Annotated in this window: 7 protein-coding genes; 6 read left to right on the top strand and 1 reads right to left on the bottom strand. The window is 58.1% G+C overall.

The window, feature by feature from the left end:
• Window positions 1-159: 159 nt before the first annotated feature.
• Complete coding sequence (locus CIK95_RS00345) at window positions 160-1,380, bottom strand: ATP/GTP-binding protein (RefSeq protein ID WP_094421134.1); 1,221 nt, start codon at window positions 1,378-1,380, stop codon at window positions 160-162.
• 694 nt (window positions 1,381-2,074) lie between these two features.
• Between CIK95_RS00345 and gmd the strand changes: the two genes are divergently transcribed.
• The 6 genes from gmd to CIK95_RS00305 all read left to right on the top strand — a co-directional run bounded on the left by gmd (window position 2,075) and on the right by CIK95_RS00305 (window position 20,177).
• Entirely contained in the window at window positions 2,075-3,187 is a 1,113-nt protein-coding gene (gene gmd / locus CIK95_RS00335; RefSeq protein WP_094465956.1) for a GDP-mannose 4,6-dehydratase, read from the top strand.
• Window positions 3,188-3,194: 7 nt separating this feature from the next.
• Window positions 3,195-4,403, top strand: a complete 1,209-nt coding sequence (locus CIK95_RS00330; protein ID WP_094465955.1) for a GDP-L-fucose synthase — start codon at window positions 3,195-3,197, stop codon at window positions 4,401-4,403.
• A 584-nt stretch (window positions 4,404-4,987) separates the two neighbouring features.
• Window positions 4,988-5,188: a hypothetical protein gene (locus CIK95_RS00320; protein WP_094387813.1), complete on the top strand. Its 201-nt coding sequence runs from the start codon at window positions 4,988-4,990 to the stop codon at window positions 5,186-5,188.
• A 16-nt stretch (window positions 5,189-5,204) separates the two neighbouring features.
• A complete protein-coding gene (locus CIK95_RS00315; protein ID WP_094465953.1) occupies window positions 5,205-8,096 on the top strand; it encodes a leucine-rich repeat domain-containing protein in 2,892 nt (963 codons plus the stop codon).
• A 1-nt stretch (window position 8,097) separates the two neighbouring features.
• Entirely contained in the window at window positions 8,098-12,261 is a 4,164-nt protein-coding gene (locus tag CIK95_RS00310; protein ID WP_094465952.1) for a PKD domain-containing protein, read from the top strand.
• A gap of 17 nt (window positions 12,262-12,278) precedes the next feature.
• A complete protein-coding gene (locus tag CIK95_RS00305) occupies window positions 12,279-20,177 on the top strand; it encodes a CARDB domain-containing protein (RefSeq protein ID WP_158215042.1) in 7,899 nt (2,632 codons plus the stop codon).
• The last annotated feature ends 97 nt before the right edge of the window (window positions 20,178-20,274 follow it).

Here is a 20,274-nt window from a genome sequence, read left to right as displayed (position 1 = left end):
CTACCCATACCCATTCATACTGACCTGTCGCTTCATTTAGGACACGATCTCTTTCACGTTTTACTTTTGTTCTCATACACTTTTGTTTTAGGCATCCAAAAGTGTCAAGTTTTTTTAGGGTAAGTCACCGTTCCTTTCTCGGATTATAGTTTGCCATTGTCAGTCCTCCTCATTGACAAACAACTTGGAGAAGTCACCGACAATGGGCGTTCCACCATATTTGCCCTCAAGATATTCCTTCTCGAAAGACGCATTGTTTCTCACCTTGTAGTCGGCAAGGGAATATAGCTTGGTAGCACCGTACATATCTTTTTGCGCAAACCACACCTGGTCCCTTCTGAGTATCTTGGCACTCAGAATATTGGTATCATGGATGGTGAATATCAGCTGGGCATGATTAGGATTGGTTGCCTTCGTATTGAACAACTCTATGATTTTGCTCGTCAACATGGGGTGCATCTTGCTGTCTATCTCGTCTATCACCAGGCGTTTACCATTATCCAGCGCGTCAATAATGGGATACGCCAACTGGAAATACTTCACCGTTCCTTCCGACTCGTTGCTTTCAAACGGGAATGAAACTCTCTGCATTTCCCGACCATCATCGTCATACTGTATATGACTGCTGACCACTTCATCATTCACCTTATATATATCCTCTATACCCAAGTCGGCATAGCGCGAGAAGTCAACGATGCGCTTACGCATCTTCTGGTCATCCAGTTTGATGGCAGCCCGTTTCCACATCACTTCATCATCATGACTGGTGATGATTGACGTGTCGTTCAACCAGTCAACGATGCTGACGGCCGTCTCATCATTGAACTGTGCAGCCACCGAAACAAGCAGCGCATTGTCACGCACCATCTTGTTGGCTACAACGCTTTTCGCTATTGCGCACGAAAGATGGACATTGTAGATATCACCCTCGCGATACCACAACTCCACTTCTTTAGCACGCTTCTTGTTGTTTCTACGATACAGCCACTCCTTATGCACCTTAACGCCGTCAACCTCAAAGCCATAGCGGAAAATATAGTCTACATTGCAAAACACAATTTCAAACATAGAGGGCTCCTTGGCTGTCGTGTCATTGAGCATGAAGCTCTCCACATCCAACGCGTCTCCAGCTTGCAGTTCTTTGATTGAATTGATGATAAGCCACTTGAATGTTGCAAACGCCTTGGCAAAATTGGATTTGCCCGAGGCATTGGCTCCATAAATGGCAGCTCCATGAAGCACCGCAGGGATAGCGCCTCCCATTTCCGTCATAGAGTCGGTTTCGGATATCGCTGTCTCCTTCAAATTAGTGGTCGCCAAAGAGAGGGTAGACATTTCCTTAAACGACAAATAATTGGCTACTGAAAACTGAATAATCATAAAGATAACTATTATATTCGTAATATTTTTGCAAATATACGTGTTTTCTTTGAATATCACAAAAGTTTATCGCATTATTATGACCTCCACATTGTTTTTTCCCCTCCCGAAGACAAAAGAGGCTAAACAGGACTCCCATGAGCTAACCCTCTACATGATAGCCACTCCAGCCCTTTGAGCAGAACGTAGAGACGGGCTACTCTGAGTGTTTTCCCTACCTCTCCTGGTTGCAAAAACTTTGGAAAATGATATTTTCCTCTTATTTTTGATACTTATTCCAACTAAAAGCGTTACCTTTGCACACTGTGGGCTGGTTTTCGTGGATAAGGCCAGCACTGATGGCGGAGAGCAGAAGCCCTCCAGCCCTACCGGAGGCCTGCCCACTCTGCAGCCAAGCAACCCCTATCTGCAGAAAGCTGCCATCCAGCCTTACCGGAGGCCTGCCCAATCTGCAGCCAAGCAAACCCTATCTGCAGAAAGCTACCATCCAGCCCTACCTGAGGCCTGCCCACTCTGCAGCCAACCATCCCAACCCAACAGCCAATCACCCCAACCCGCAGCAAACCACCCCAACACCGCAACCAAGTACCCCAACCCAACAGCCAAGCACCCCAACCCCGCAGCCGAAGCCACTGACGCGGCGGAGGCAATCATCCGAGACTACGGAATAACAAACTAATAATACATTGTAATTATGAGCAAACAGAACATTGCCCTCATCACGGGCGTTACAGGACAAGACGGTTCGTATCTGGCAGAGCTCCTGCTGGACAAAGGTTATGACGTGCACGGCATCATCCGCCGCTCGTCGGTAGACCATCGTGAACGCATAGCCCACCTTGAAGGGCGGCCCCATTTCCACCTCCATTACGCCGACCTGGGCGACTCCATGTCTATCGTGGGCGTAGTGGCAGATGTGCGCCCTACTGAGATATACAACCTGGCAGCACAGAGCCATGTACAGGTGAGCTTCGACTCACCCGAGTTCACCGCCGATGTAGACGCCGTGGGCGTGCTGCGCATCATCGAAGCCGTGCGCAAGGTGGGACTCGCCCAGTCGTGCAAGATATATCAGGCCTCGACATCCGAGCTCTACGGCAAGGTAGAGGAAGTGCCTCAGAATGAGAACACGCCCTTTCACCCCTTCAGCCCCTATGCCGTCGCCAAGCTCTACGGATACTGGATTATCAAGGAATATCGTGACGCCTACAACATGTTCTGCTGCAACGGCATCCTCTTCAACCACGAGAGCGAGCGCCGAGGCGAGACTTTCGTGACGCGCAAGATTACCCTCGCCGCAGCACGCATTGCCCAGGGACTCCAGGACAAGCTCTATCTGGGCAACCTCGACTCGCTGCGCGACTGGGGCTACGCCAAGGACTACGTGGAGTGCATGTGGCTCATCCTCCAGGCCTCCAAGCCCGAAGACTATGTCATCGCCACCGGCGTCCAGCACAGCGTGCGCGAGTTTGCCGAGCTGGCCTTCCACTATGTCGGCATCGAGCTCAAGTGGGAGGGCAAGGACGAGAACGAGAAGGGCATCTGCGTGAGCGGACCCGAGGCTCTCGTGGGCAAGACCCTCGTCGAGGTGTCGCCCGACTTCTACCGCCCCACCGACGTGGTCAACCTCTGGGGCGACCCCACCAAGGCACGCGCCCGACTGGGCTGGAACCCCAACACCACGCCTTTCGAGGAACTGGTGCGCATCATGGTAGACCACGATATGGCCAAGGTCGCCTCTGAGGGAGCCGCCGCCAAGGTGCGCATGAACCTCGCCGAATATCTGGAAAAGGGAATTGTAAAATAACACACCGATGACACTCGACAAGAACGCCAAGATATACATCGCCGGGCACCGCGGGCTCGTGGGCTCGGCCATCTGGAACAATCTCCAGTCGCGCGGCTACCACAATCTGGTGGGCCGCACCCACAGCGAGCTCGACCTCACCGACCAGCAGGCTGTCAAGGCCTTCTTCGACCAGGAGCGCCCCGATGCCGTAGTCCTCGCCGCAGCCTTTGTGGGCGGCATCATGGCCAACTCGCTCTACCGCGCCGACTTCATCATGCAGAACATGAAGATGCAGTGCAACGTGATAGAAAACGCTTACACCCACGGCGTCAAGAAGCTGCTCTTCCTCGGCTCCACCTGCATCTACCCCAAGCAGGCACCCCAGCCCATGCGCGAGGACTGCCTGCTCACCTCGCCCTTGGAGTACACCAACGAGGAGTATGCTATCGCCAAGATAGCCGGACTCAAGATGTGCGAGTCCTACAATCTCCAGTACGGCACCAACTTCATCGCTGTGATGCCCACCAATCTCTATGGACCCAACGACAACTTCCACCTCGAAAATTCGCATGTCATGCCAGCCATGATGCGTAAGGTCTACCTCGCCAAGCTCATCCACGAGGGCGACTGGCACAGCATTGCCCGCGATATGGACAAGCGCCCCATCAACCCCACCGACGCCCTGCGCGACATCATCGGCGAGGGCAACGTAGACGGCCACAGCCAGCCCGACCGCATTCTCCGTGCGCTCGCCTACTACGGCATCTACGACAACCGCGTGGTACTCTGGGGCACAGGCTCGCCCCTGCGCGAATTTCTCTGGAGCGAAGACATGGCCGACGCCAGCGTCCACGTGCTGCTCCATGTCGACTTCAGCGACATCATAGGCATAGACCGCTACAGCTCCGTGTTCTATGGCGCCAAGACCGACGGCCGCGTAGACCGCAACAACTCCGAGGGCCGTGGCGGAGCCATCCCCGAACTGGGCGAGATACGCAACTGCCACATCAATGTGGGCACGGGCAAGGAGCTCACCATCCGCCAGCTCGCCCATCTCGTGGCCGAAGCTGTAGGATTTGAAGGCACCATCGACTTCGACGCTTCCCGCCCCGACGGCACCATGCGCAAGCTCATCGACGTGACCAAACTCCACTCGCTGGGCTGGACCCACAAGGTGGAGATAGAAGACGGCGTGCGCCGACTCTTCGACTGGTATCGCGAGAGCCTCAGCTGACCTCGCTCCCGGTGCCCCCACCGCCACTCTCTTTCCCCCTACCCCTACGGCAGCAGTCGACACGTGTCACTGCTGCCGTTTTTGTTCTGCAGCTCACCAACTTCGGCGGCGCCGCGACCATCTGGCGTGGCTCGTGACTTATGATACGTGACCACGTGACATTTGATACGAAGGCTCGTGCCTTACGATACGCGTGCTCGTGCCTTCCGTTACGAGCCGCCCACTGCGCTTCCGGCGCGCTGTATGCCCCGTGGGCTACCCGCATCGATGGTCTTCGCCGCCACTCTCCGCCATCCCGTGCGCTCCCTGTGGGCAGCCGCGGCGCGCTTATGCTTCCTCGGTTTCGCCAACCCTGCACTGTCAAAAAACGCCCATTTCATCGTGATTTTTCCCAAAATGTCCGATTTATACCAGCGAATGTCCGATTCATACCAATTTATGTTGCGATTTTTTATGGCCGGTCACATCTTTAATAGGTATATTTGCAGCAGACTATCCATCTATCCTGCCCCGCCCCTACCTTGGCCTGCAGTCTGGAGAGAATTATTATAACTTGCGAGATAATCACTTAAACCGATATAACAATGAAAAAGATGAAAACCTACTATGTGAAGCCCGTGGCGGAACTCATACGCGTTTCCACCCGGCTGATGAATGTGACTTCTGGCACCGTCAGCGGTCCCGGTGGAAGCTCCATCGGCAACGGTGGCAGTGCAAGCGACAGTGGCAACCCACCCATGCACTCAGGCACCTATCTCTGGGATACCGACAACACTGATTATTAACTTAACCCTTACCAATATGAAAAAAACTCTCCTACTCACCGTAGCCCTCATCCTGACTGGGCTCAACAGTGCCATGGCAGCCATAGACGAAGAGCTGCGCACCATCATCACCAAGAGTGATGGCATCGAGCTGACCGAAGTGACCAACGATGCCAACAACCCCTGGGCCATAGCCGACGGAGTGGCGACAAGCACCGTGGGCAAGTCGTCTAATACCACATCGCAGACCTTCACCATCAAGTTTCGCGCTACCGGACGCACCATATTCTCCTACGGCTACACCGCCGACTTCTATCCCTATGCAGAGTATGACTGCAAGATTGTGACCTTCGACGACAACACCCTGTACAGCAGTTATTCCAGTTACACGACCAAGTCGTACTACACCCATTATTTCATTCTGGACGAGGGCGAACATACCATCACCTTTACCCACAAGCATCTCAGCAACGTCAACAACTACAGTCAGGTAATGACCGTGAGCGACATCGCACTCTACACTGCCGAGAGCCAGATGATGACCATAGACCTCGCCGCACCAGGCACCCTGGGCGTAGAGGCACTCAATCTGGTCAGCACGCTCCCCGAGATGCAGTTTCTGAGGCTCTCGGGCAAGCTCAATGCCGACGACTGGAACTCCATCAAAAACATGACGGGACTCAGATGCATTGACCTCACCAATGCACAGATAACCGACATCCCCGACAACGCCTTCCGCAATTCCCAGCTGCGGTTTGTTGACCTGCCTACCAGTCTCAAGACCATCGGCGCTCAGGCTTTCTACGACCGATACCTTACCGGCAAGCTCACACTGCCCGCCACGCTGGAGACAATAGGCAAAGAAGCCTTCGCATTCAACAACATCACCGAAGTAGAGATACCCGACAATGTGACCTCTATGGATACACATGTATTCAGAGACAACAAAAAACTCATCACCGCCAAGTTGGGCACAGGCCTCACCTCTCTCAACATCGGCAGCTTCTACAACTGCCAAGCCCTGAAGACCGTCAGCGGCGGTGCCAATATCAAGACCATCTATGGCGATTGTTTCAAATACTGTGAAGCCTTGGAGACCGCCAGCGACCTGCAGCCCCGTGAGGTCAAGAGCAATGCCTTTGAAGGCGCAAAGAAGCTGCAATCATTCAACTTTGCCGATATCACCGACCTGGGAGAATATGCTTTCAGAAACTGCCAAGCCCTGAAGAGCGTAGAGCTGCCCAAAATCAGCTCTATGTCGTGGTATTGTTTCAACGACTGCTCTTCGATTACCACGGTGAAGCTGGGCGACAAGATAACCTACATCCCAAGCGATGCATTCCACGGCTGCTCGAGTATGGAAGAAGTGGTCTTGGGCAGCTCTATACGCGAACTGGGCAGCTACTGTTTCTATAGCAGCTCAGGCAGCCTCAAGCGCGTCTACCTCGCCGCTCCGGCTCCCCCATCGACCAACACCTCGCCATTCTACAGCCTCTCGGGCGTGACGCTCTATGTGCCCGACTACGCCATGATTAGCTACAAGCAGCACAGCTACTGGAGCCAGTTTACCTCGGTAGACAGCAACCCCAACCCGGCTGGCTATATAGACCTCTACGGCAAGCTCGAGCTGAGCACCAACTCGCGCATCCCTGGCAACCCCGACATCACGATGAACTACCAGGGCGGCTCTTATCCCACCAAGGGCATCCTCTTCGTCAATGGCAACAATCCCCAGTCGCTGGGCAACTATTACCACTGGGCAAACACAAGCGACAACTGCCCCGTGACGATAAGCCGCTGCAACCAGATGACGGCAGCCTCGGTCAAGGTCAACCACTATCTGGCCAACAACTACTGGTACTACATCACCATGCCCTTCGACGTGAAGCGCAGCGACATAACCATCTCTAAGGGTGCTGTGGCCGTGCGCTACTACGATGCCGACAGCCGCGCCCAGAACGGTGCCGGCAACAACTGGAAGGACGTGGCCGACGACGCCATCCTCCGCGAGGGCCAGGGCTACATCTTCTGCGCCAGCGACGACAGCTGGTGCCAGTTTACCGCCAGCGACGACACCCGCAACCACATCTTCAAGAGCCACGACGTGACGCTGACGCTGCAGGAGCATGCTTCGTCGGTGAGCAACGACGCCAACTGGAACCTCGTGGGCAATCCCTACCCCTCATTCTTTGACATCTACTACATGGACTATACCGCCCCCATCACCCTGTGGGACACCGACAACCGCACCTTCACCGCCAAGAGTGTGGCCGACGACCAGGTGGCGCTGCGCCCCTTCCAGGCATTCTTCGTGCAGAAGCCCACGCTCATCAGCGAACTCACCTTCCGCACCGACGGCCGCCAAGCTACCAAGACGATAGACCGCTCTGCCGCCGCACCACGCATGACGCCCGTAGTGGCAAGCCGCCACTTCGTAGAACTGGCCATCACCGACGGCAGCACCACCGACCTCACCCGCGTGGTGGTCAATCATGCAGCCTCAGATGACTTCTGTGCCGACAACGACGCCACCAAGATGATGGCCGACGGCACCACGCCGCAAATCTACACCCACGCTGCCGGCGACATCTATGCCATCAACGAGGGAGCCCACCAGAGCGGCAGCGTCAAGGTGGGTATGCAGATTGCCCATAGCGGCACATACACCATCACCATGCCCCGCAACGACGTGCGCGCCCGCCTCTACGACTACGGCGTAGAGGTCGAACTGCCCTACACCTTCGCCGCCGATGAAGGCGTGGAAGACAACCGCTTCACCATAGGTTTCGACACTACCACCACCGGCATCGACGCCATCAAGCCCGGCGCCCAGACCGACGGTGCCATCTATACGCTCGACGGCATCCGCGTGAGCACTACCGCCCCCAAGGGCATCTATATCCAGAACCACAAGAAAATCGTGAAGTAAGATGAGGACTACAAGATATATACTGACCATCGTAGCGCTCATGATGTGTCTGTGGGCGCGTGGTCAGGGATGGAACCCCGACAGCCCCGCCGAGCCCTCGTCGCGCTACAGGCTCAGCGTCAAGGCTGTGCCTGCCGAGGCGGCTACCACCTCGGGCAGCGGACACTATACGGTCAACTCCCGGGTGACGGTCTCTGCCACCGCCACCGCCGAGTGCTGGCAGTTCAGAGGCTGGACCGACAGCAAAGACCAACCCGTGAGCGACTGGTCAAAGTTTACCTACACCACGACCAATGCCCACGAGACCCTCACCGCCCACTATGAGCGCATGGCTACCAGCCGCCTCACCATAGCCTACGACCCCTCGACGGTGGACAAGGAGAGCACCAGCGAGTATAAGGAGGGCACCATCGTGCATCTCGAAGCTGGCACCTACTCCAACTTCACCTTCGTCAACTGGACCAACAGTGCCGGCGACGAGATGAGCCGCGAGCGCAACTTCGACTACAAGGTGACCGCGGCCGACGAGACCCTCACCGCCCACTACCGCTTCACCCCCGGCAGCCCCGGCGAGCCCTCGGAGACCAAGCCCCGCCACTGGGTACACTTCTCTGCCGAGCCGGCATCGGCTGCTTCGTTCTCGCAGAGCAAGAGTTTCCAGGTGTCGGAAGGCAGCTGGTTCAGCATCTCGGCGTATGACAACAACAACTACGTACTCAAACAGTGGACCCAGGACGGCAAGGTGGTTGGCACGACCAGCGGCTATGGCGCCACGATGGGCACCGAAGACATCAGGCTGGTGGCCCACTATGTCTATCAGCCTCCGTCGCCCGCAGACCCGTCGACCGACAAGAACCACCACTTCGCGCTCTACGCCACATCGACCTCCATCTACCGTGGCGAGACCACCCTGATGCCCATCTATATGGAGAACACCTTCGGCATCAAGCAGCTCACCTTCACGCTGGTATTGCCCGACAACATCCAGGCCGACGCCTCACGGATAGAGACCACGCTGCGCACCTCGGCGTATAGCGTGACAGCCAGTCAGGACGGCCAGCGGCTCACAGTCAACATCAGCGGAGGCACGCAGATAAGCGAGAGCAACGGAGCCGTGGTGCGCATCCCCGTGACCACCCTCAGTGCCATCGAAGACGGCGTCTACGACGTGAGCTTTGCCGACATCAGCGCCATCAATGCCAACGACAATGCCGTCACCTTCAGTTCTCGTCCTGGCAAGATAAGCGTCGTCACCCTCGAGGAGGGCGACCTGCAGGCACAGTTCTCCGTAGACCGCTACATGAACCGCGCCCAGTTTACCAACCTGAGTACCGACAATGCACGCAGCTTCGCGTGGGACTTCGGCGACGGCACCACCAGCACCGAGCGCAACCCCATGCACATCTATGCCGAGGCTGGCAGCTACACGGTCAAGCTCACCGCCCGAGGCGTCATCAAGACCGCCGAGGCAGAGCAGACCATCGTGATAAACCCCGCCAACACGTGGACAGCCAATGGCGACTACACGCTGGACGCCACGGCGGTGGGTGCGCGCAACTTCACCTCGCTCCACGAGGCGTTCAGCCTGCTGTCACAGTGTACTCCCGACGGCGCCATCAGCATCCGCGTGGCTGGCGCCAAGGACCACACGCTCGACGCGACCGATGCCGCCACGCTGGCTCTCGTCAAGACGCTTGCCGACAAGCTGGCTGCCGCCAAGGTCAAGATGACCTTCTGCAACGAAGCCCCGCGCAAGATTACCATCAACTTCAGCGCGGGTTCCAACCAGGCCCGTCTGCAACAGCTCATGGCGCTGCTGCCCCATCTGGAGGGTGTCAATGCCGACATGGCTATCAACGGTGCCGTCATCCTGGCCTCGGAGATAGACCGATACAGCAGCCAGACCATCTGTTCGGGCACTCAGACCCAGCCCGAGACATTCACCTCTATCAGCACCAGCGACAAGGTAAAGGTAAAGTGGACTGCCAGCGTGGCAGAGGGTTGCCAGGTCGAGGGCTATCAGGCCATAGGCACCGGCAATCTGCCCGCCATGACGCTCACCAACAAGGGCACCGCCAAAGACCTCGTGACCTACCACGTAGAGGTGACCCTCGACGGCACGCCCATATATACATATATATATAAGGTGTACGTGAAGCCCGTCATCACGGGTCGCAAGCTCTCTCTCGGCGTGCCCGACAACAACGCGCTGAGAAACTTTGCGCCTGTCTACTTTACCTGGACCGACATGGGTGCAGGCGTCGAGGGCTATACCATCCATCTGCGTCGCACCGACATCGAGGCCGACGAGGTAGTCAAACGTACCACCGGCACCGCCATCTCGCTTGAGGTGGCAGAGGGTGCTACGTATGAGTGGTATGTCACCGCCCACGGCGAATGTGGTGAAACCGTAGACAGCGAGAAACGCACGTTCAACATCAGGTATCTTGCCGACCTCGAAGTGGTATCAATCACGGTGCCCGAGGAGGTCAAAGCCAATACCGACTTCACCATCAAGGCCGTGATACGCAATGTGGGTCGCGGCGCCACCACCAACGCGTGGAACGACGCAGTACACTACAGCCCCAATGCCGACTTCTCGGGCATCAAGGCAGTGGCTTATCAGACCCACTACGGCACGGTGGAGCCAGGAGGCGAATACGAAGTCACATTCACGGTGAGAAGCCCCGAGGCATCGGTGGGCACCGCCTACTACAATGTCTACGCCAATGTCCACTCGGGTGAGAGAGAGAACAACCGCAGCAACAACTGTATGGATGCCGACCCCGTAGCCATCGTAGACAGATATATCGCCGACGCCGACTATCTGGCGTTGAAGAAACTATGGCAAGCCACCAACGGCGAGGTATGGATAAAGACGTGGAAGATAAACTCCAGTGCGATAACCGCGACGGGCTGGCCCGGCGTAACCTTCGATACCGACGGCCACGTCACCTCCATCAGTCTCAGCAACAACAATCTCCAGGGCGAACTGCCCGTAGAGGGTTTCCAGATGGACCATCTCACCTCTCTCAACCTGAGTCGCAACAGTCTGAGGGGCAACGTATCTGCCTTCTGCCGACAGTTGCCCAAGCTGGAGAGGCTCGACCTGAGCTACAACCAAATCACGGAAATCACCGACCTGCTTCCCGCCACCATCACATCGGTCGACCTGAGTTATCAGAACGAAGGCAAGAGCCTGCAGACCATACCTCTACAGGCGTGGACCGTAGGTGACCAGGGCGCAGGGGTGACTCTCAACTCGCTGTTGGCATACAGCCACGCTGGGCAGCACTTCAACGGCCGTCCCACGCTGCGCTTCTACACCGTGAAGGGCGAGAACTATGTGGGCGAGATGGTCTATCGCGACGGCGCTTACCGCTACGACTTGGGCGGAGACTACCGCCAGCCGAGCGGCACCGAGTTTGTCGTACGCCCGCAGTACTGTCCGGCGGCCGGAACCCGCATGAGGGCGACGCTGGCTTGGGCCAAGGGCGACGCCAATGCCGACGGCGGCATCGATGTACTCGATGCCCAGCATACGCTCAACTATATTATGGGTACGCAGAGTGGCTCATTCAACTTCATGGCTGCCGACACCTACGCCAGCAACTCTATCAATGTGCAGGACGTGGTGGCTACCATCAACCTGTTTATAGGCACCGAAGAGAGCAGCGAGGCTATGGCTGTGCGCATGTCACGCATCAAGGCTCGCGGAGCGGCTCCCGCCAACAGGCTGGCTATGGCCGACGGCGAGCTGTGGATAGATGCCGCCGACAATGTGGGCGCCATCGACATCACGCTCAAGGGCGTCGCTGCTACCGATGTCAAACTGGCACTCGGCTCGATGCGCTACCAGATGGTGACCCGCAACACCCGCGACGGAGTGCGCATAGTCATCATCAGCCCCACGGGCGACAGCATGAGCGGACACCGCTGTCTGCTCAGGACCACCCGCCCGGCACGTGTCGCCCGCGTAGCGGCTGCCGACACTGATGCCCAGCCCATAGCTGTGGAGATAGGCGACGGTACCGCCACTGGCATAGACACCATAGATGCCGACAGCCACGACCGCAAACTCTACGACATCCAGGGCCGCAAGCTCGAGCAGACCCAAGGCCACGGCATTTATATCGTGAACGGAAAGAAAATGATTTGTAAGTGAAACTGAAGACCATGAAGATGAAAGAAAAAGCAATATATATCCTGCTGTTGCTGGTGGCCATGACCTTAGGCGCCAAGGCACAGAACACCATCTCTGTGGCCCACCTCACGGGCGGACAGGGCAAGGATGTGATGATACCCATAAGCATGGACAACAACGAGGACGTAGTGGCGCTGCAGTTCGACCTGCAGCTGCCCTTCGCCAAGACCTCGGGCAAGCAGCCCACGCTGACCAACCGCAACACCAACGGCCACACCGTATCGGTGAGGGGCATGGGCAGCAACCGCTACAGGGTGGTAATCGTGAATATGAGCAACAAGCCCATCGCCGGAAGCGGCGGCGTGCTGCTCAACTTCCCCATGACGGTGCCCACGGGGCTCAACCCCGAGAGCGTCCACGCCATCACGCTGAGCGATGTGGTGATAACCAACCGCAACGGCGACAATATCCAGACTGGCTCTACCAACGGTAGTTATACCATCCAGCGCGCGCCGAGCCCCGACCTCGAAGTGAGCGATGTGGCCATCAGGCAGACCACGCTCACGCCGGGCGAGAGGATCAGCGTCAGCTGGAAGGTGAGCAACGTGGGCAATGCCGACACGCGCAGCGGATGGACCGAGAAGGTTTACCTCGTCAACACCGAGACCGAGGAGGCTGTATACATTGGCAATGTGTACTTCAACAACACCATGCTGCAGGGCGGACACACCGCGCGCAGCGCCGAGTTTGTGCTCTCACAGACGGTGGGTGTCGACGGTGAAGTGGCTGCCAAGGTGGTGGTCGAGCCCAACAGCAACACGGGCGAGTATGCCACCGACAGGCTCAACAACACCGCCATCGGAGGCAAGGCAACGGTCGAAAAAATGCTCTTCCTGACCGCCCCAGCCACCCGGTTGAAGGAAGGCCAGAGCATGCGTCTCCAGCTGAAGCGCAGTGGTAACCGCGCTACCGACGAGACCTACAGCGTGGCCACCTCGCAGCCCGACCACGTGAGCGTGACTACCCAGGTGACGATAAGAGCCGGACAGTCTACGGCCACCTTCGATGTGACGGTACCCGACAATGACTACGTCAACTCCTACAAGGCTGCCAGCGTGACGGTGACCAAGGCCCACGGCTATCCCGCCGACGTGGCTGTCAGCTTCGACATCGAGGACAACGAGTTGCTTCCCCTCAGTCTGCAGCTCGACAAGAGCGAGTACAACGAGGGCGAGTCCATCAAGCTCAGAGTGAGCGTGCCCTATCGTATCGAGGGCGAGGAACTGACCGTGAGCCTGAGCATAGAGAAGCCACGCCGCTTCCGACTGCCACAGACCTTCACCTTCCCCGCCGGTGCCACCGAGGCGGTGATAGACATTCCCATCGTCCAGGACAATCTGCCTGCCAACGACGAGACCATCAAGATTATCGTCTCTGCCGACCACCATCTCACGGCCAGCACGCTCTTCATCCTCCACGACGACGACGTGCCAGCCATCAGCATGACGCTGCAGCCCACCACGGTAAGCGAGGCGGCGGGATACAATGCCGTCTACGCCACCATAACCCGCAACAGCGCGGTGAACAGCAAGATTACGCTGAAACTGAGCGACGACAGCAACAACGAACTCTACTACACCCAGACCATCACCATGAACGAGGGCGTGGAAGAGGTGACCTTCCCCATCGGCGTCAAGGACAACCAGAAGGTCGACGGCACACGCACGGTCAAGTTTACCGCTGCCGTCTACATCACCGACTGTGGCTGCTCGGCCATAGGCAACAAGCAGACCACCGTGACAGAGACCATCACCATCACCGACAATGACGGTCCCACGCTGAACATCACCTCAGACAAGACCACCATTCTCGAGGGCGACGCCACCGGCGCACAGCTCACCATAAGCCGCAACGACGACACCTCCCAGCCGCTCACCGTGGCGCTCTCTGCCAAGGGCAACGACCTCGACTTTGCCCAGACCGTCACCATACCCGCCGGCAAGGAGAGCGTCACCACCCCGTTTGTGGCGCTGAGCAACTCGACCACCGAGGGCAACCGCACCATCTCGGTCATGGCGAGCAGCGAGGGCTATAGCCCCGGCACCGTGTGGCTGCTCATCTCCGACCAGACGCTGCCCGACGCCGAGATGCAAAAGCCCGAAGTAGCAGTCGGTATCGAGGCTGGCTCACAGGTCAAGGTGATGCTCCACATCAAGAACGTGGGCGCCATAGCCATGCCTCAGTCCACGCCCATCACCGTGACTCTGGCCGACGCCACCACGACCCTGCAGACCGACAAGCCCATCGCCCCGGGACAGACCTATGACACGTGGGCAGAGGTCAAGGCACCCGCTGTGCCCGGAACCTACCGCGTGACAGCCCACATCAACCCCGACGGCAAAGTGACCGAGCTGCAGACGATGAACAACAGCAGCACGATAGACGTCAAGGTGGTGGCTGCCTATACCTTCACCATCGCCGCAGCCAAGGACAAGTATCTCTTCGGCGACAAGGTGGTGCTCACCGGTAGTGTCAAGCGCACCGACGGCACAGCCGCTGCCGGCATAGAGGTAGAGCCCTACATCGTCTACGCACGTTCGCGCACCCGACTGGCAGCCGTGAGCGACGCCGCCGGCAACTTCTCCATCGACTATACCATACCCGCGGGTATGGGCGGAGAGTTCGGCTTCGGCGTATGCACCCCTGGTGAGAACCTCGCCACCGAGCAGGGCAACTTCAAGGTCTATGGCTTCAGCCGTACCACCACCGACTATATCACCAACAAGCTCTTCGTGGGCGAGCCCTTTGTGGGCAAAATCATGCTGAAGAACATGTCCGACCTCGACCTGCACAATGTTCGCGTGGCCTGTGCCGATGCTGGAGCCTACACCGTCAGCTTCAGCACGGTGGCTGTATTGCCGGGCAACGGCACAGCCGAGATTACCTATACCCTGCTCTCCACGGCGCTGTCCGAGACCAAGGACTGGGACAAGCTGGTCTTCGCCATCACCACCGATGAGGGCGCACGCCTCGATGTGACCACCTACAACTACACCAATGAGCACACGCCCACGCTGGTGGTCGAGACCAACAGTATCAACACCACGGTGACCAAGAACAAGACCCGACTCTACCCGCTCGTCATCACCAATACCGGACTGGCGCCTACGGGCAAGATTACCGTAGACCTGCCCAAGGCTCTGTCTAAGTTCATCAGCCTCGCCACACCCGCCACCATGCCGTCGATGGCCACCGGCGACAGCGCCACGGTGATGCTGAGGTTCAATGCCGCCGACTTCGATGTCAACATCATCCAGAAAGGCAGCATAGCCATCAACTGCGAGAAGGGAGACGGCAAGCAGGTCTTCTTCAATGTCAAGGTGGTAAGCGAAGACAAGGGCAGCCTCAAGGTGCGTGTACAGGACGAAAACACCATCTACGGCAACAAGAACGGAGAGCGGCCCTATGTGAGCGGAGCCACCGTCAGACTCACCGACTACAACACCGGCGCGCTGGTGATGAGCGACGTGACGGGCGACGACGGCTACGTGCTCTTCGAGCATCTCAACGAGGGATATTATCATCTCAATGTGACCGCCGAGAAGCACGACTCCTACAGCCAGAACGTGCTGGTAAGCCCCGGCGATGTGACCACCCATCTCGCCACCATCAGCTATCAGGCCATCACCGTCAACTGGGATGTCGAAGAGACCGAGGTGGAAGACGAGTACGAGGTGGTGACCAAGGTGACCTTTGAGACCTACGTGCCGGTGCCCGTGGTAGACATCACCGCGCCCGACATGCTCATCCTGAAGGACATCCAGCCCGGCACCACCACGCTCATGAACGTGGTGCTGCGCAACCGCGGACTCATAGCCGCCCAGGATGTAAACTACTATCCCCCCACCGCCCACGGGTTTACCTTCATGCCGATGGTCGAGCACACCGGACTGACCCTGGCGCCCGAACAGAGCTACGTGATACCCGTCCTGGTGATGCACACCGAAGACTTCGACAACCCGCAGTTTGCGCCCCACGTGAAGCGACTGATGCCACGACGCGCCTCGTCGTCGGAGAAGAACTGCAAGGGCAAGATGGGCACCGACTACAAGTGGCCCTGCGGCGCCGGAAGCAAGTACTCGTATCTGGAGAAGCCCATCCAGTGGGCTTACGGCAACGACAGCGACTGTAAGAACACCACCAACGAAGGCGTAGAATGGACTCCACCCACGCAGATGGGACGCCCAGGCGGACCGGGCGGCCCCGGCCACAATGCCACCGTCACCATCAATCCCGGTGGCGAGGCTGTGGCAAAAGCCGTCATCACGCTCATGTGCGAGGTCTGCAACTGCGTATGCGTAGACCCCGTGGCATGGCTGCCCTGTGCCACCAGCGGCATCATGGTAGCCCAAGGTTCATGGGACGGCGTCCAGGGTGCCAAGGGTTGTGGCAATGAGCTCGTGCAGTGGGGTGTAAGCATGGCGCTCGGCCCTGCCGGCAAGCTGTCGTGTCTGATCAAGCCCTTCGACCCCGACAAGGCGCCGATGGCAAAGGCTTCTGCCGACGACGACTCCAAGCCCACCGTGCTGCCCGCCCTGCTCGAGTCGTCGGGCAGAAAGCAGGTGATGTACTGGCGTTACTATGAGTCGTTCTTCAACTACAATGCCGAGCTCACTGGTGCCCGCGAGGCGCTCGCCACCGAGGGCTTCTACGACGAACTCGTGAGCGCACTCGCCGACATCGACTTCGCCCTGAAGAAGATGCAGGCCGACGGCGACCTCTGGGACTTTGACCTCAACACTATCCCCGCCACCACCACCGTCGACGACAAGTCGCAGGGACTGGGCGCCTACCTCACCTCGCTCATGCCCAACAAGCGCGCCAACGTGGCCGACTTCTCGCTGCGCAGTTATGTGGAGCGCATCCGCAACAAGTGGCGCAAGCTCGAAGGCATGGACTACGACAGCGACAACCATCCCGACGAAGACAAGCTCGCCCGCATAGTACGAGAGAGAGACGACATCGTGGCACAGATGGTCGACATGGGCTTTGCCACCCTCGACGACCTGATGAACAGCGCCCGCAAGGACTGGCTGCTCTACCAGGAGACTGCCTCGCAGAACACCTGCGCCGAGGTGAAGCTCGAAATCAAGCAGAAGCTGGTGCTCACCCGACAGGCATTCCGCGGCACGCTGACCATCGACAACGGCTCCAACTCTGACATGAGCCACATCATGGTCAATGTCAACGCCACCAACATGGAGACCGGAGCTATAGCCACCCGACACGAGATGGAAATACAGGTAGAGAAGATAGAAGGCTTCGGAGGCGAAAAGGACGGCGAGTGGACCCTGCCCGCAGGCAAGAAGGGTGTAGCCACATTCCTCTTCATACCCACCAAGTATGCCGCACCCGAGAATGTGACCACCTACAGCTTTGGCGGAACGCTCGCATTCAACGACGGCGCCACCGACCAGACCCGCTCGCTCTTCCCCGTGAGCCTGCAGGTGAAGCCATCGCCCGACCTCGACCTCACGTATTTCATGCAGCGCGACATCTATGGCGACAACCCGCTTACCGAGGATGTCATAGAGCCCGTGGTGCCAGCCGAGTTCTCCGTGCTCATACACAACAAGGGCAACGGCGACGCCAACAACGTGCGCATGATTACCCAGCAGCCACAAATCGTGGACAACCAGAAGGGACTCATGATAGACTTTGCCATACTCAGCTCGAGCCTCAACGGAGGCGAGAAGACCATGGCGCTCTCCAGCGATGTCGCCACACAGTTTGGCACCATCAAGGCGGGCGAGGCGTCGTATGCCACATGGGAGCTCACCTCGTCGCTGCTCGGCCACTTCACCCAGTACGATGTGAGCGTGACCCACGTCACAGACTATGGCAACCCCGACCTCTCGCTCCTTGACCGCGTATCCATACACGAGCTGATACACAGCATCAATGCCAGAATAGGCGAGAAGACCTACCGCGCATGGATAACCAACGACTATCCCGACGCGTTCGACGACCCAGACCATATCTACTTCGCCAACGGCACCGACGAAGACCTCGTGGCGCTGCGCGATGCCACCAGGATAGAGGCGCTCGGCGACAGCAAGTACCGCATCACCGTCGATGTGGCGCAGAGGCAGTGGTTCTACACCTCGGTGGCCAACCCGGCGGGCAAGTATGCCAAGATACTGAGCATCAAGAACGAGACCACGGGCGAGACCCTCGATTCCGACAACTTCTGGACCACCGACTACACGCTGCAGGACGGCATAGACCCACTGCTCGACTACCGTCTGCACATAGCCGACCTGAGCAGCGGCCCAGGTACAGTGAAGTACATAGTGGAGTTTGAGCCGATGCCCGAGCTGCGCCTCGATGTGGTAAGCATCGAGACCGTGCCCGAAGACGACCAGATAGCCGAAAAGCCCATCACCGAGCTTACGGTCAAGTTCAACAAGGACATAGACACCCAGACCTTCACCCGCGACGACATCGTGCTGCGACTCGAGGGCAAGCCCCAGACCACAGCGCTGCCCATCACCCCAGCCACCGCCGACAACAAGCGCGAGTTCAAGATCAACACCGCAGCCCTCACCGACAACGGCTTCTACGCGCTGCAGGTCAAGAGCGAGAACATACGCGATGCCGAAGGCTTCATGGGGGCCGAGGGCAAGCAGGTGAGATGGATGCTCTTCAAGGACGGTCTGGTGCACTTCAATGTCAAGGTGCTGCCGCTGCCCGAGTGTGGCAACGTAGACTGCGTCATCGAGGGCGAGGAGGGCCGCAAGGTCACCACGCGTAAGGCACCGCTCAAGGCGGGCACCGCAGCCATAGCCAGCACAGCGCCCTATGGACGCACGATGACCTTCACCGCCACGCCCAACACGGGATATAAGTTTGTACACTGGAAGAGCAATGCCGACGACCAGATAGTATCGACCGACGAGGTATTCACCACCGAGGCGCGCAGCACCAAGGACTTCTCGGCGGTATTCCAGGCCGAGTCGTACAAGGTCGACGTAAACTGCAACAGCGCAGAAGGCGACATCGACGTCTCGACCGGCTACTACGACTACAATACCAAGCTGGTGCTCGACGCCAGGGCAAAGGACAACTTCCGGTTGGTGGGCTATCGCATCAACGGTACCCTCAAGGAGATGACGCCCTACACCCTAACCGTCGAGGGTCCCACCGAGGTCGAGGTGGTCTATCGCGACATGACGCCCGTCAACGTGCTGCTCAACGAGGGTGCCGACTACACCCCCGAAGATGTCGAGGCAGCTAAGGTGAGCCTCTACCGCTCATTCCATAAGGGCACATGGAACACCATCTGTCTGCCCTGCGCGGTAGACAACCCAGAGGCAGTGTTCGGACAGGGTACCCTGGTGGCACAGATGACTGGCGTGAGCGGCACCACGCTCATGTTTGCCCCCGTCAACACGATGGAGGCCAACACGCCCTACCTCATCAAGCCCACCAAGATTAACAGTCCGGCGTATGCCCATGACGAGAACCCCACCATGCTCTACGACCTGGGCGTCACCACTACCCAGAAACCCGAGCGGGGCGTGCCCGCCGACAGCAAGGACGGCTACAGCTTCATAGGCGCCTATAGCATCTATCCCATAGCCACCGACGACGGCAACTACTACATCAGCAGCGACAAGTTCTACTATGTCGACGCCGCCGCGAGTGTCTATACCACCCGCTTCCGTGGCTATTTCCATGCCGACAACGGCTCGGCGTCGCCCATATCACTGGGTATAGGCAGCGCCACCGGCATCACCCCACCCGTGAGCATCACCGACAGCCGCAACGCCGTCTACGACCTCAACGGCGTGATGGTGAGACAGCCCGGCGAGTCGCTCAGCGGACTCAAGCCCGGTGTCTACATCACCCGCGACAAGAAGATAATAATCAAGTAGCCGCCCGCCGCTGCGCCCGCGACGACAAAAGAGCGCAAGGCTGCGACTATAGGACGCAAGGCTGCGGCAAGAGAGCATAATACAACAACGAGAGAGA

Origin of the sequence: Prevotella sp. P5-108, from assembly GCF_002251385.1 — a bacterium.
Taxonomy (GTDB): domain Bacteria; phylum Bacteroidota; class Bacteroidia; order Bacteroidales; family Bacteroidaceae; genus Prevotella.
Note: the sequence above shows the minus strand (reverse complement) of the source record. Positions and strands in the feature narration are given on the sequence as shown.